This window comes from Bradyrhizobium sp. AS23.2, assembly GCF_001908185.1.
GTDB lineage: Bacteria > Pseudomonadota > Alphaproteobacteria > Rhizobiales > Xanthobacteraceae > Bradyrhizobium.
Genome location: NZ_LGHM01000090.1, coordinates 20,380 through 34,410, shown reverse-complemented (window position 1 = coordinate 34,410; position 14,031 = coordinate 20,380). Strand labels below are relative to the sequence as shown.

Annotated in this window: 13 protein-coding genes and 1 pseudogene; 11 read left to right on the top strand and 3 right to left on the bottom strand. The window is 64.7% G+C overall.

Annotated features, from left to right (window positions below; translation table 11 throughout):
* Positions 1–179, top strand: a 179-nt coding sequence (locus AC630_RS20045) for a metallophosphoesterase family protein (RefSeq protein WP_143198174.1), incomplete at its 5' end; no start/stop codon positions are given.
* A gap of 84 nt (positions 180–263) precedes the next feature.
* Here AC630_RS20045 and AC630_RS42915 read toward each other — a convergent pair.
* Positions 264–634, bottom strand: a pseudogene (locus AC630_RS42915) (DinB/UmuC family translesion DNA polymerase); the annotation flags it as partial.
* Positions 635–736: 102 nt separating this feature from the next.
* On the opposite strand from AC630_RS42915, the gene AC630_RS20035 reads away from it, so the two are divergent.
* From AC630_RS20035 to AC630_RS19990, 10 genes are all read left to right on the top strand, one after another.
* Positions 737–1,921: an acyl-CoA dehydrogenase family protein gene (locus AC630_RS20035; protein ID WP_074120200.1), complete on the top strand. Its 1,185-nt coding sequence runs from the start codon at positions 737–739 to the stop codon at positions 1,919–1,921.
* 2 nt (positions 1,922–1,923) lie between these two features.
* The gene (locus AC630_RS20030; RefSeq protein ID WP_074120199.1) at positions 1,924–3,045 is read left to right on the top strand and encodes an acyl-CoA dehydrogenase family protein; all 1,122 of its coding nucleotides are present in this window, start codon (positions 1,924–1,926) and stop codon (positions 3,043–3,045) included.
* Positions 3,042–3,839 (top strand): enoyl-CoA hydratase/isomerase family protein, encoded by a 798-nt coding sequence (locus AC630_RS20025; protein WP_074120198.1) that lies wholly within the window; start codon positions 3,042–3,044, stop codon positions 3,837–3,839. Before AC630_RS20030 ends, AC630_RS20025 begins: the two co-directional genes overlap by 4 nt.
* Positions 3,840–3,885: 46 nt before the next feature.
* Positions 3,886–5,145, top strand: coding sequence for an ABC transporter substrate-binding protein (locus tag AC630_RS20020; protein ID WP_074120197.1), 1,260 nt, complete (start codon positions 3,886–3,888; stop codon positions 5,143–5,145).
* Positions 5,146–5,216: 71 nt separating this feature from the next.
* A complete protein-coding gene (locus tag AC630_RS20015; protein WP_074120196.1) occupies positions 5,217–6,104 on the top strand; it encodes a branched-chain amino acid ABC transporter permease in 888 nt (295 codons plus the stop codon).
* Positions 6,101–7,117 (top strand): branched-chain amino acid ABC transporter permease, encoded by a 1,017-nt coding sequence (locus AC630_RS20010; protein WP_074120195.1) that lies wholly within the window; start codon positions 6,101–6,103, stop codon positions 7,115–7,117. Before AC630_RS20015 ends, AC630_RS20010 begins: the two co-directional genes overlap by 4 nt.
* Positions 7,114–7,884 (top strand): ABC transporter ATP-binding protein, encoded by a 771-nt coding sequence (locus tag AC630_RS20005; protein WP_074120194.1) that lies wholly within the window; start codon positions 7,114–7,116, stop codon positions 7,882–7,884. The genes AC630_RS20010 and AC630_RS20005 overlap by 4 nt, the downstream gene beginning before the upstream one ends.
* Positions 7,877–8,581: an ABC transporter ATP-binding protein gene (locus AC630_RS20000; RefSeq protein WP_074120193.1), complete on the top strand. Its 705-nt coding sequence runs from the start codon at positions 7,877–7,879 to the stop codon at positions 8,579–8,581. The genes AC630_RS20005 and AC630_RS20000 overlap by 8 nt, the downstream gene beginning before the upstream one ends.
* A gap of 30 nt (positions 8,582–8,611) precedes the next feature.
* Complete coding sequence (locus AC630_RS19995; RefSeq protein WP_074120192.1) at positions 8,612–10,285, top strand: AMP-binding protein; 1,674 nt, start codon at positions 8,612–8,614, stop codon at positions 10,283–10,285.
* Positions 10,278–10,949: a TetR/AcrR family transcriptional regulator gene (locus tag AC630_RS19990; RefSeq protein WP_074120191.1), complete on the top strand. Its 672-nt coding sequence runs from the start codon at positions 10,278–10,280 to the stop codon at positions 10,947–10,949. The genes AC630_RS19995 and AC630_RS19990 overlap by 8 nt, the downstream gene beginning before the upstream one ends.
* A 285-nt stretch (positions 10,950–11,234) precedes the next feature.
* Here the strand turns inward: AC630_RS19990 and AC630_RS19985 are convergent, their stop codons facing one another.
* Together AC630_RS19985 and AC630_RS19980 are read right to left on the bottom strand one after the other, a co-directional pair.
* A complete protein-coding gene (locus AC630_RS19985; RefSeq protein ID WP_074120190.1) occupies positions 11,235–12,359 on the bottom strand; it encodes a CaiB/BaiF CoA transferase family protein in 1,125 nt (374 codons plus the stop codon).
* Positions 12,356–14,020, bottom strand: a complete 1,665-nt coding sequence (locus AC630_RS19980) for an AMP-binding protein (RefSeq protein WP_074120189.1) — start codon at positions 14,018–14,020, stop codon at positions 12,356–12,358. Before AC630_RS19980 ends, AC630_RS19985 begins: the two co-directional genes overlap by 4 nt.
* Positions 14,021–14,031 lie beyond the last annotated feature (11 nt).

The following is a 14,031-nucleotide window of genomic DNA, read 5'->3' as shown; positions in this document are numbered from 1 at the left end:
TTGATGTCATTGTTTCCGGCCACTCCCACGTGCCGAAGATCAACACCGTCGACGGCTTACTCTACGTGAATCCCGGCAGTGCCGGGCGCCGGCGCTTCAAGCTGCCGGTCACGCTTGCGAGCCTCGAAGTCACGCCCGACGGACTGAAACCGATCATCCACGATCTTGAAGTCGGATAGGTCGCGCCGCGGCACGTCCAGCCAGGCGAAGCTTTTGGCCGCATCTCCGCCGCCAAGCTGTAACCTGCATCCATGCGCGGCGTCGATGGGCAGATCGAGCTGAGGTTCGACATCGTCGTTTCCCTGGGTTTGCAGCGAGGAGAGCGACACGCCCAGCAGGCGGACCGACTTCGGAAGGGCATCTCGGCCTGCAGCAGGGCGATCGCCAAGCTCTCCAAGTCTTCCCGGCTCGACAAGACCGCCGGGACCGACCGGTTCCGCGTGATGATCTCGAAATCGAAGAACTTGACCTTGAGCGTCACGGTCCGTCCCCGGTTGCCGGTACTCTCACAGTGGCGCCAGACCTTGTCGATCAGTGGCCGGAGTTCGGCAGCCATGGCGTCGAATGTCGTGAGGTCGGCCGCGAACGTGTTCTCCGCGCCGATCGACTTGTGGATGCGATTCGCGCGCACGGGACCCGCCCAATCCATTGACCGGCATAGTGGCCTCTTGACGCACCTCGTTTGCCAGTTTTATGATTGATGAGTCAAAAGTCATAAAAATGGGATGGAAACAAGTTGCAGGCTCGGTTCGAGCAGTTCCGCGAGGAGGTCAGGGCGTTCTGCCGTCAGGCTCTGCCGGCGGACATTCGCCGCAAGGTCGCGTTCAATCTCACGCTAGAGCGCAGCGATCACGCGCGCTGGCAGAAAATCCTTCATGGCCGCGGCTGGATGGGCGGCCACTGGCCGCGCGAATGGGGCGGGCAGGGCTGGAAGCCGCTGCAGCGCTGGCTCTTCGAGCAGACGCTCGCCGAGGAAGGTGCGCCGTGGCTGATCCCGATGGGCGTCGCCTATGTCGGACCCGTCATCTACACATTCGGCAGCGAAGATCAGAAGTGCCGCTTCCTGCCTTCCATTCTCAGCGCGGACCATTTCTGGGCACAGGGTTATTCGGAGCCCAATGCCGGTTCAGACCTCGCTGGCCTCAAGACCCGCGCCGAGCGTAGGGGCGACCATTTCGTCGTCAACGGCCAGAAGACCTGGACCACGTATGCCCACTGGGCGGACTGGATGTTCTGCCTGACGCGAACCGAATCCGGCGCTCGTCCCCAGGACGGCGTGTCTTTCCTGCTCATCGACATGAAGACGCCCGGCATTACGGTGCGCCCCATCGCCACGATGGACGGCAAGCATCACGTCAACGAGGTGTTCTTCGACAATGTCCGCGTGCCCGTCGAGAACCTCGTCGGCGAGGAGGGCAAGGCCTGGCGTTATGCAAAATTCCTGCTGGTGCAGGAACGGCTGATCGCCGCCGAGACCGGCCGCATCCGCCATCTTCTGGAAGGCCTGCGTGCAGCTGCAGAAGCGGTGCAGGAGGCTGGAGTGCCGCTGACGAAGTCTCCCGCCTTCGCCGCGCGCATCGCCGACCTCGAGATCGAGCTTGCCGCGCTGGAGGCCGTCTGCGCGCGCCTCCTCGCCAAGGCCGACGGTGACGCTCCGGGCGGTGTCGAGGTAAATCTTCTCAAGATCCGATCCTCCGAACTGCAGCAGCGGGTAACGGAGGAAATGATCCGCGCCCTCGGGCGACTTGGCATTCCCTTCGACCCAGCAAACCTGGATGCCGGAGCCAACCTGCAACCGCTCTTGCCGGAAGGAGCGGCGGGCATGGCGAGCGAGTTCATGCACCTCAGGGCAGCGACGATCTACGGTGGCTCCAACGAGATCCAGCGCGGCATCATCGCCAAACAGGGATTGGGACTGTGACCATGGCCGACACGCTTCATGATCGCCAAGATCTGCGCGCGGCTCTTGCGGAGAGCGCCAGCCGTCTCATCGCGGCCGAGGCCGGCTCCAGCGACTGGCGCAGGATGTTCGCGGTGATGGCTGAAGCCGGATGGCTCGGCCTCGCCGTGGGGGAAGATCGCGGCGGACACGGCCTCGGGGTCGGCGAGCTCGCTATGCTGATGCGCGCGCTCGGTGCTGCCAATTGCCGCATGCCGCTCGGCGCCGTCGCCGGCGTCGGCCTGCCGCTGCTAGCTCAAGCCGCTCATGAGGGCCTTGTGCGCTCGCTGATCGCGTCCGCCATAGCCGGAGAGGCGCTGCCGGTGCTTGCCCACCAGGAAGCCGCCGCCGGCTATGCGCGCGGCCATGTGGATGCGGCGCTAACGGCCGAGGGCGATGGATGGCGCCTGAAGGCGGCGAAGGTTGCCGTCGAAGGCGGTGGCGTTGCCGACCACTTCCTGGTCTCAGCCCGTCTGCCCGATGGCTCTCTCACGGTCATCGTTGCGCCGGCGACAATGCAAGGTGTGGAATGTGGCATCTACGCCGGCATTGACGGTCGCCAACTTGCGAATATCTCAATCGACGCGGTGCTTCCGGCCGACAACATACTGGCGCTCGACGATGCTGCCGCCGCCATCGATACTGCACTCGACCGCGGGGCACTACTCGCCATGGCGGAGGCCGCAGGCGCGATGCGTACGCTGTTCGACGATACGCTCGCTTATCTGAATAGCCGCTCGCAATTCGGCCAGCCCATCGGCCGCTTCCAGGTACTGCAGCATCGCGCTGTCGACATGAGCATCGCCCTCGAAGAGGCCGAGGCCGTGGTCGATGCCGCCGCGGATTCCGCCGGCACTGACGGCTTTGCCCGTTCCGTGGCTGTGGCCAAAGTGGTCGGCGGCCGTTCGGCCCGCCTCATCGCGCATGAGTCGGTGCAGATGCATGGCGGCATCGGCATCACTGAGGAGCTGCGCGTCAGCCATTATTTCCGCAGCCTCGTCGCAGCCGAGAATCAATACGGCGACGACGATGCCTACCGTGCGCGCTTCGCCGCGCTGGCGCCGGCGCGCCTGACCACCATCACCGCAAAGGAGCAGGGCGCATGACCCGCTACGACGGCTACAAGACCATCATGGCCGAGCGGCGCGGCCGCATCCTGACCCTGTCGCTCAACCGCCCCAACGAGCTCAACGCGGTCAATGCCGAATTGCACCGCGAACTGTCGCGGATCTTCGTCGATGCCCGCGATGACAAGGAGTCCGACATCATCGTCCTCACCGGGGAGGGCCGCGCCTTCTGCGCCGGCGGTGACATCGACTGGATGCAGTCGACCATCGACCGGCCGGAGGAATTCGAGGCGACGGGACGTGAAGCCAAAGACATCGTCTTCACTCAGCTCGATCTCGACAAGCCGCTGATCTGCCGCCTGAACGGTCATGCCACGGGGCTCGGCGCATCGCTCGCCCTGCTCTGCGACATCATCATCGCCTCCGACAAGGCGAAGATCGGTGACCCCCACGTGTCGGTCGGCCTCGTCGCTGGCGACGGCGGCGCCTTCATCTGGCCGCAGCTCGTCGGCTACGCCAAGGCCAAGCACTATCTGATGACCGGTGACCTGATGACCGCCGCCGAGGCAGAACGCATCGGCCTCGTCACCAAGGTCGTGGCGCTCGAGGATCTCGACGCCGAAGTCTATGGCCTCGCCGAACGGCTCGCCGCGGGCGCGCTTAAGGCGATCAACTGGACGAAGATCACGACGAACCTGCCGCTCAAGGCGCTGTTCCATGCCCATTTCGACGCGGGTCTTGCCTACGAGACCATGTCGAACCTCACTGCCGACCATCAGGAGGCGGTCAACGCGTTCCGCGAGAAACGCAAGCCCGCGTTCCGGGGGTGGTAGTCCGCCATCCTCCAACAACAACATAAACCACAACGAGGTCACGTCTGTGTCGAAGCTTAACCGCCGTGCATTCCTGGCGTCCGGTGCAGGTGCCGCGCTCGCCCTTTCCGCCAATCCCCGCATCGTCGTCGGCCAGACCAACGAGCCGATCCGTCTCGGCGTGGTCACGCCGCTGTCCGGCCCGCAGGAGTTCATCGGCAGCTTCGTGAAGAATGGCGCGGAAGTGGCCGTCGATCTCATCAACAAGGCGGGCGGCGTCCGCGGCCGGCCGCTGGCTCTGGAATTCCGCGACGAGAAGGCCAATCCCGCCGCCGCGACGACCGTCGCGCGCGAACTCCTCGGCATGGGCATCAACCTGCAGCTCGGCACCATTGCTTCCACGGTGGCGCTGGCCTATGGCCCGCTCATGCAGGCGGAGAACGGCATCAACCTGACCTGCGGCGCCGGCTCCGAGAAGATCAACCACGAAAACTACAGCCCGCACGTCTTCCGCATCGGCGACGGCACCTACCGCATGCGCGCGCAGGCGCGCATGATGGCTGAGAAATTCCCGGACGTGACGAGCTGGACTGGCATCATTCCGGACCACGAGTACGGCCGCACCGTCTGGGCGATCTATGTCGATGGTCTCCTGGAATTCTACCCGAAGATCACCGGCAAGCAGCCACAGATCGTCGATCCCATCATCGTGCCCTACGGCAGCGGCGATTATCGCAACTTCATCACCCAGGCGGCCCGCACCGAGGCCCGCGGCATCGTCAACGCCACGTATGGCGGGGACGCAGCGACTTTCTTCCAGCAGGCACGGCCTTTTGGCCTGTTCAACAACCGTATCCTGATGGATGTGGCCAACGAGTTCATCGTCGCCAATGCGCTGAAGACACAGGTCCCGAAGCACTGGACCGGCACGCACTGGTACTATGGCGCGAGCGCCTCGCCGATCGGCGAGAGCTTCTACAAGGCCTATGTCGCCAAGACCGGCAACAAGATGCCGATGGGCTGGGCCGGCGAGGCGCAGGCGGCGGTGGCAGCCTATGCCGCAGCCATCGCGAAGACCGGCTCGACCGAGACCAAGGCCATCATCGAGGCGCTGAAGGGCCTGAGCTACGACACGGTCACCGGCGCCCGCACCATCCGCGCTGAAGACAACCAGGCCATCAAGGATCTCGAGATGATCCAGATCGAACCGGATGCGAGCGCGGCCGACGTCGGCTTCAAGGTCTCGGACTACGTCAAGATCCCGGGTGCCGGGGTGATCGAACCGGCAACTCCCGGCCAGGCGATGGTTCTCCGCAAGTCCTCCTGAAGCTTCCTCTGGAGCCTGGGAAGACGGCTGGCCGTCTTCCCTTTCTTTCCTTCGAAAGGAAGATCCGTCCGATGCTCGCCGACCTCCCGACCTTGCTGTTCAATACCCTCATCTGGGGGATGGCGACCTTCCTCGTCGCTGCCGGTCTGACGATGATCTTCGGCATCCTGCATGTGCTGAACTTCTCGCACGGCGGCTTCTTCATGATCGGAGCCTATGTCGCCCATTCGTTGGCGAACTGGTCCTCGGCCATGGCCAACATCTGGGGCTTCCTGCTGGCGAGCGTCATCACCGCCGCAGTGATCGGCGCCGTGGGACTGGTTGTGGACCGCGCTATCTTCCGCCGGCTGGCTCATGTCGACGGCGCTTATGTGTTGGTGGCCACCTATGCGCTGCTGCTGGTCTGCAACGGTGTCGTCAAGCTGATCTGGGGCCTCAACGTCGTCAGCGCCTCGCCGCCACCCGAGCTGTTCGACGTATCCTTCCTCGGAAATCTAGTGCTGCCGCATTATTCGATCTTCGTCATCGTCGCGGGGCTCGCCGTCTTCCTCGCGCTCGAATGGCTCATCAACATGACCTCGGTCGGTCGTCTCATCCAGGCGATCGCCATCGACCCGTGGATGGCGCGTCTCCTCGGCATCAATGTCGGGCTGATCTACTCGGCGACCGTCATCATCGGCTTCGCGCTCGCGGGACTCGCCGGGGGACTCCTGGTCGCTAACCAGAGCCTGTCGCCAGACCTTGCCGGCATCTTCATCATCCAGGCCTTCGGCGTGGTCATCGTCGGCGGTATGGGGTCGATCCGCGGCGCCTTCCTCGCGTCGCTTCTCCTCGGCCTTGCTGATAGCTTTGGCACGGCCCTTCTGCCCCAGATGCCGGGCCTGTTCTTCTTCGTGGCACTCGCCGCGATCCTCCTCATCCGCCCGCGCGGCCTGATCGCCTCCGGGAGGCTGTCGTGAGCCGCTCGCACGCCACGCGTTTCCTGGTGATCCTCGTCATCCTGACGGCAGCGGCGCTGTTGCTGCCCTTCGCCGCCAATCGCGGCCTCGTCTTCCTCGCCGGTGTCATCGCCATCAACGTGGTGCTTGGCCTTGCCTTCAACCTCCTGTTCTCAACGGCAGGCCTCCTCAGTTTCGGTCAGGCGACATTCTCCGCCAGCGGCGCCTATGCCGCGGCGCTCCTGCTCCTCCGAGCACCGGAAGTGCCGTTCCTCGCGGTGCTGGTGATCGCCGCGGCGACGGGCGCTGCCATCGCCTTCGCCATCGGCTTCGTCGCCCTCAGGCGGACGGAGGGCGTCTATTTCGCCGTGCTCACGCTGGCCTTCGCCGAACTCGTCCATGTCATCATCGCAAAGACCTCGTTCTTCGGCCGCAATGACGGGCTGACCGGCATTCAGCGCCCGCGGATCGGTCCGCTCGATCTGGCCCAGGGCAATGCCTACTACGTCTTTGTCATCCTCGTGACGGCGCTGCTCATCGCCGTCCTGTGGTGGGTGACCCATTCGCGCCTCGGCCGCTCGTTCCGGGCGGTGAGGCTCGATCCCATGCGCGCCGCCTTCCTCGGCATCGACGTGCGCCGCCGCCAGCTCGAGGCCTTTGCCATCTCGGGGGCCTGCGCGGCGACCGCCGGCGCGCTCATGGGGCCGCTCACCTCGATCGTCAGCCCGGATCTCGCGCATTGGGGAGAATCGACCAAGCCGATCCTCTTCACCCTTCTGGGCGGCGCCGGTCACTTCTGGGGACCGCTTGTCGGCGCCATCGTCTTCTCGGCCGTCGAGTATGGTACACGCAGCCTTGCCGGAGCCTCGGACCTCATCACTGGCGGCCTTCTCCTCGCGGTCGTACTGGCGATTCCCGGCGGGCTTCTGGGACTTGCCACCCTCGGTGTCCGGCGCCTGCAGGCCAGGCCCGCTGCTCCATCCGAAGCTGCGCTCCCGCTTGCCCCCGCTGCGTCCAAGGGAGAAACGCTGTGACCTCCTCCGTGCTCGACGTCCAGGGTCTCTTCGCCGGCTATGACCGCACCCCGATCCTGAAGGACGTTTCGTTGTCGGTCGCACCCGGCGAGCGCCATGTGCTGATCGGCCCGAACGGCGCTGGCAAGACCACGTTCTTCCGGGCGCTGAGCGGGGAGCTGCTACCATCGGCCGGACGCATCGTCTTCGAGGGTAAGGACGTGACGAAGCTCGACGGTTTCCGCCGAGTGCGGGCCGGAATGGGGCGCTCCTTCCAAGTGGCGCGCATCTTCGCCGATATGACGCCGCTGGAGAACGTCGCCGTCGCGCTGGAGGCTGGAGAAGTGTCGAACGGACGTGCTGGCTGGCGTCTCGCGACCGCGCCCAAGGATTCTCTGCGCCGCGAGGCCGAAATCATCCTTGCAGATCTCGGTCTCGCTGCCGCCGGCGACGAGCCTGCCTCCGCTCTCAGTCACGGCGACAAGAAGCGGCTGGAACTGGCCATGATGCTCGCCCTCAAGCCGCGCCTTCTCCTGCTCGACGAGCCGACCGCTGGCATGGCCTCCTCCGACCGCATGGCGGCTGTCAGGCTTGTGGAGCGCATCGTCAAGGAGAGGGGAGCAACCCTCATCCTGACCGAACACGACATGGACGTGGTCTTTCAACTCGGCACGCGCATCAGCGTGCTGCACTACGGTGAGATCGTCACCACCGACACGCCCGAGGGCGTGCGCGCGAATGCGTTCGTGCGGGAAATCTATCTCGGGCGGGGAGGCCATCATGCTTGAGGTCCGCGACCTCGACGCCTTCTACGGCGACAGCCATATTTTGCACCGCGTGAGCTTCGACATCGGCGCGGGCGAGGGCGTGGCCCTGCTCGGCCGCAACGGCGCGGGCAAGTCGACCCTGCTCAAGGCGCTGATGGACGCCGGTCCCCGCGCAACCGGCCGCATGAGATTCGATGGCCACGATCTCGCGGGAGCGCCGACCCATCGTCGCGCTCGCCTCGGCATGACGCTCGTACCGGAGGATCGCCGCATCTTCCCGCATGTCTCTGTGGCTGAGAACCTGGAGCTCGCCCGCCATGCTTGCCCTTCGGGACTCACACCTCCGACCCCGGCCGAGATCGCGGCGCAATTCACGCTGCTGCAACCTATTCTAGACCGGCGCGCCGATCGGCTCTCCGGTGGCCAGCAGCAGATGGTGGCGGTGGGCCGCGGGCTGATGGCGCGGCCGAAGCTGCTCATGCTCGACGAGCCGGCCGAAGGCCTCGCCCCGGTCATCGTCGAAGACATGGCGAGGGAGATTGCGGTGGTCAGGCGGCGCGAGAAACTATCGTTGCTGGTCACCGAGCAGAACATCGATTTCGCGCGCGCCTGCACCGATCGGCTGCTCGTCATCGATTCCGGCGCCATGGTCTTTTCCGGCGACTGGGCCGCCTTCGACGCGGCTCCCGATCTCGAAGCGCGCTTTCTTGCTGTGTGACGGCTCCGATTCCATGGCGTGAGGACAAACATGCAACAGACAGCAGCTTGGCGCGATGCAAGCGGTTGGTCGGTGCGACTTGACGCCGATAGCATCATGCGCAACCGGTCCAAGGGGCTGTGGCGCAACCGGACAATCGCTGACGATGCTCGGGTGCGCGCCGAAACCAAGCCGGACACTGTCTGCTTGGAACTCGGCGACGCGAAGCTGACTTTCGGCAAGGCGCTCGCCAATGCCGAGAGCCTCGCCGGCGGCCTGTGGCAGCTCGGTCTGCGCCCCGGTGACGTCATTTCTTTTGCCCTGCCGAACTGGCTGGAGGCACTTGCGGTCGATCTCGCCGCGGCGCTTCTCGGCCTCGTCGTGAACCCCATCGTGCCGATCTACCGGGATGCCGAATTTGGACTCATCCTGCGCCACTGTCGCGCAAAGGCCATCATCATTCCGGCAACGTTCCGCGGTTTCGACTACGCCGAGTTGATGGAGCGACTAACGCCCCAGCTTCCCGACCTCAAGCATATCATCGTCGCCCGTGGGACGGGGCCGCGCGCCGGCATGTTGGCATTTGAAGACGTCGGTGAGACCGGCGGCAACGTGCCCTGGCCGCGCCAGGTGCCGGAAGCGATCAAGATAGTCATGTACACCTCCGGCACGACCGGCATGCCTAAAGGTGTCTTGCACACCCACGAGACCGTGGCGCATTCCCTGGCCTGCTGTGTCGACTATTGGGGTCTCGGTGCTGGCGACGTCGTCCTGATGCCCTCACCCGTCACTCATATCACAGGCTTTTCCTGGGGCTTGGAGCAACCTTTTCTCCACGACCTGCGTTCGGTGCTGATGGAACGCTGGAATGCTGAGGAGGCGGTCGGCCTGATCGACAGGCATGACGTGGCCGTGACGGTGGGAGCTACCCCCTTTCTTCAGGAACTGGTCGATGCCGCCGAGCGGGTGGGCTCGCGGCTACCGTCGCTCAAGGTCTTCGCCTGCGGCGGCGCAGCCGTTCCGCCCGACCTCGTCAAACGCGCCAACGCACTCTTCGCCGGCGGACGGGCCACGCGCGTCTATGGTTCGACGGAAGCGCCGATGATCACGCTCGGCTTCGTCGAACCGGAAACCGAGGCTCTGGCAGCCGAGACCGATGGGCGGATCGTCGATTACGAAGTCCGCATCGTCGACGAACTGGACCGCAACGTATCCACCAGAGGGGAGGGGGAGATTCTGGCGCGAGGCCCGGCGCTGTTCGTCGGCTATGCCGATCCAGCCGAGACGGCGGCGGCCTTCACCGCCGACGGCTATTTCAGGATGGGCGACATAGGGCTGATCGGCAAGGAGGACTCCGTCCTTATCACGGGCCGCAAGAAGGATCTGATCATCCGGGGCGGGGAGAACATCTCCGCCAAGGAGATCGAGGACATCCTGCATCGCCACCCTGCTGTGCGCGAGGCGGTTGCAGTCTCAATGCCTCATGCGCGTCTCGGCGAGACCGTCTGCGCTTATGTCGTCGCTCGCGATGGGCCACAGCCGACGCTTAGCGAACTGGTTGCTTTCGTCGAGGCTGCGGGGCTTGCCAAGCAGAAGTTTCCCGAGCATTTGGAAGTGGTGGATGATCTGCCGCGCACCGCATCGGGCAAGGTGAAGAAAGACGTCCTCCGGCGTATAATCGCCGACAAGATAGCCGCCGCTCGCACAGGAACCAACATTGGCTGACGCATCGGCACGCAATAGGCAGTCTCCCAAACCGCAGGCTCTGCCTCGACGGTCCGGGCTTCGACCGCCGACGGCGCGCCAGGCCGCCAAGAACGCGGAGAGGCGGCGGAAGCTGATCGAGGCCGCAGGCGTCGTTGTCGGCCGCCATGGCTATGCCGGCGCATCCATCGCCCGGATCACCGCCGAAGCGGGCGTTGCGCACGGCGCCTTCTACCTGCATTTTGCGAACCAGCAGGCGCTTTTCGACGTTCTGCTGCCCGAACTCGGCGGCGCAATGCTGGACAGCCTGACCCCGGCGATCAAGGACAGCCGGTCGCTTGAGGAAATAGAGCGGCGCGGTCTGACCGCAAACTTTGAGTATCTCGTCAAGCACCCGGAAATCTACCGCGTGATGAATGAAGCGGAGCTATACGCACCGGCTGCATTCCGACAGCATCTGGACGAAATCCAGAAGCGCTATGTACGATCGCTGCGGCGGAGCCGAAAGCACGGCGATCTGCGTACATTCAGTGACGATGAACTGGAGACCGTGGCTGCCCTGTTGACGGGCGCTCGCTCCTATTTGCTGATGATGTTCTGTCGAACTGATAATACCATACAGCCGCTCGATCCGGCTCGGCTGAAGACTTACCTTGATGTTTTCTTCAGCGGCCTAAGGTCTTAAGAGAAGCAGCGGGGCAGCCGCGTCTCGCGTACAGACTTCAATCTCTGCTGTAATCTTCTTCTCGGCCATTCGAGTCACAGCCCTTTTGGGTCACGCCTAGGTCACAGATCGCCGCCAAACCATCTCGGGCTGGAGCAGGCAAGCCTCGCGGGCCTGAACGTGGCTGGAATGCGCACATCTCTTTGAAAATCATAGGGAAGCAGACTCTGCTTTGCTGCCCAATGTTGCACTTGGGAGCGCGCCAACGCCTCGGGTGTTGCCCGAATGGACGAGTGCGCTGTGCGTTTACGCCAGCAGACGCTCGACGATCGGCTGTGCCAGTCCCCAATTGCGCAGCACCTCGCGCGTATCGTCGCCGGAGATGCGGGCGGATCGCGGGGTAGCGGCCGGGGTGCGGCTGAACCGCGGCGCCGGGGCCGGCTGAGTTACATCGTCGATCGCGACGAAGGAGTTTCGCGCGACATTGTGCGGATCGCTTGGCGCTTCGTCCCAGTCGAGGACAGGCGCGATGCAGGTGTCGTCGCTGCCGAGAAGGGCAATCCACTCGGCGCGGCTTCGCGTACGAAACATCGCCGCGAGCTGTTGCTTCTGCGCCGGCCATTTCGCCTTGTTCATCTGCTCGTCGAACAGCGCGTCCGTCAGCCCGCAAAGCGTCCGGAAGCGCGCGTAGAATTGCGGCTCGATCGCGCCAAGGGCGATGAACTTTCCGTCGGCGCAGACATAGGTGTCGTAGAAGGGGGCGCCGCCGTCGATCAGGTTGTTGCCGCGCTGATTGCTCTGGCTTCCAGCGGCACGGCCCGCATAGCGTCCGGCGGCGAGCAAGGCCGCGCCATCGGTCATGGCGGCATTGACCACCTGTCCCTTGCCTGACGCGCGGGCTTCGAGCAGCGCAGCCATGACGCCGAAGGCCAGAAACATTGCGCCGCCGCCGAAGTCGCCGACAAGGTTCAGGGGCGGTGGAGGCGGCGAGTCTGGGCGGCCGATTGCATGCAGTGCCCCGGTCAGGGCGATGTAATTGATGTCGTGACCGGCGCGCCGCGCGAGCGGGCCGTCCTGACCCCAGCCGGTCATGCGGCCGTAGACGAGACGCGGATTGCGCGCCAGGCAAATATCAGGCCCAAGACCCAGTCGCTCCATGACGCCGGGGCGATAACCTTCGATCAGGACCTCGGCCTTTTCAATCAGTGCAAGCGCGCTTGCGACGGCATCGCTCTCGCGCAAGTCGAGGTCGACGAAGCGGCAGCCGCGCCTCGTCACGTCGAAACGCGGCTCCATGTCGAACATGGAGCCGCCCGGTCGGCGAACGCGAACGACCTCTGCACCGAGATCCGCAAGCAGCATGGCGCAGAAGGGGCCCGGACCGGTTCCCGCCATCTCGACGACGCGCAGGCCGGCGAGCGGCCCGCTCATCGGCTGATCTCGCTGGCGCCACCAAGGCTTGCGAGTTTTTCGCGGCGGACCTTAAGCCCGACCGCTTCACGGTCCCATGTGTCGCTGGAGACGCCATCGGCGCGCAGGAGATGCTTCTGGACCTTTTGCGTCGGCGTCTTCGGCAGTACCGGCATGATCCGGATGTAGCGCGGGATCATGAAGTGTGCGAGCCGCGGCCGCAGCCATTCGAGCAGGGCAGTCGCGTCGATCGATCGTCCCTCGACCGGCGCGACCACGGCCAGCACCTCGTCCTCGCCGAATTCGCTGGGGACGCCGACGACCGCGACCTCGCGTATGTCAGGATGCGCGTTCATCGCAGCCTCGACCTCGAACGAGGAGATGTTTTCACCGCGCCGCCGGATCGCGTCCTTCATGCGATCAACAAAGAAAAATTCGCCGCGTTCGTTCTGGCGGAAGGCGTCTCCAGTGTGGAACCAGCCGTTGCGCCAGGCCCGCGCCGTTGCCTCTGGGTTGCCATAGTAGCCGTGGCTCATGGCCCAGGGTGCGTCCGTGCGCAGCACGAGTTCGCCGGTCTTGCCGGGCATGACCTCGACATCGTTCTCGTCGACGACGCGCGCAAACACACCGGGGCGGGGACGGCCGCAGGTGCCGAGCGTCTCCGGATCCCGCTCGGAAACGATCGGCCATGACGTCTCGGTCATGTTGAAGACGGTGTAGACTTCGACTCCGAAACGCTCGCCAAACTCCCTGAAGCCATCGGCCAGCGGCACGATGTTGACGACGCGCAATGTATGATCCCGGTCGCCCGGGCCCGGCGGCTCCTTCAGCAGAAACGGCACCATGGCGCCGAGCAGGGTCAGATAGGTCGATTGCGTTCGCCGTACCGTGTCCCAGAACGAGCGCGTGTCGAAGGACTCGACGAGTGCGATCGATCCGCCCTTCACGAGCATGCGGTAGACGGCGCCCGTGCCGCTCATATGAAACAGGGGCAGGTTGACGAGATTGCGATCGTCGCTGGTCAGCGGCGAGAAGGCGAGCGCGCACGAGCCGCAATGCATGTAGGTGCAGAGCACGCCCTTGGACGGACCTGTCGTGCCCGACGTGTAGATGATCATCTGGTTGTGCCAGGGCATGATCGGCTGTCGCGGCGATTCTGGCTCACCGGGCGCAGAGAGATCGGCCGCATCATGGTGCCGGAAGCCGGAGAGGCGCTTGTCGCGGGCGTCTGGCCCGATGAGCAGCAGGTCGGTCAGCGCGCACCGGTCGATATCGTGAAGGCGGTCCGCGAGCTCCGCGTGCGAAATCAGCAACCGCGCGCCGGAAATGCGAACGGCGTTCTCGAGAACCTGTCCGCGCCACGCAATGTTCATGGGGACGTAGACGACGCCGATGTAATTGATGGCGAACCAGATGCGCAGCGCATCCGGACTGTTGGGCAGCCAGGTGAGGACGTGATCGCCCTGGGCAACCCCCATGCGTTGCAGGGCTGCCGCGGTGCGGCGAACGGTCGTATGGATCTGCGCGTAGGTCCATTCGTGGCCGTCATCGAAGCGGACGAACACCTTGTCTGGCGTTTCCGCCGCGCTGCGGTCGAGAACGTGGCGTAAGACGCAGACCTCGGGCGGAAGGATACGAGGGTCCTTCCAGGCCGCGTCTGCGGTCGAGCTCGTGGCTTGCATGTCCACTTGTC

Coding starts and splice junctions, on each gene's coding strand:
- AC630_RS19995 (WP_074120192.1), top strand. CDS start 8,612: ATGCAACAGACAGCAGCTTGGCGCGATGCAAGCGGTTGGTCGGTGCGA.
- AC630_RS20015 (WP_074120196.1), top strand. CDS start 5,217: ATGCTCGCCGACCTCCCGACCTTGCTGTTCAATACCCTCATCTGGGGG.
- AC630_RS20000 (WP_074120193.1), top strand. CDS start 7,877: ATGCTTGAGGTCCGCGACCTCGACGCCTTCTACGGCGACAGCCATATT.
- AC630_RS19980 (WP_074120189.1), bottom strand. CDS start 14,020: ATGCAAGCCACGAGCTCGACCGCAGACGCGGCCTGGAAGGACCCTCGT.
- AC630_RS20030 (WP_074120199.1), top strand. CDS start 1,924: ATGGCCGACACGCTTCATGATCGCCAAGATCTGCGCGCGGCTCTTGCG.
- AC630_RS20025 (WP_074120198.1), top strand. CDS start 3,042: ATGACCCGCTACGACGGCTACAAGACCATCATGGCCGAGCGGCGCGGC.
- AC630_RS19985 (WP_074120190.1), bottom strand. CDS start 12,359: ATGAGCGGGCCGCTCGCCGGCCTGCGCGTCGTCGAGATGGCGGGAACC.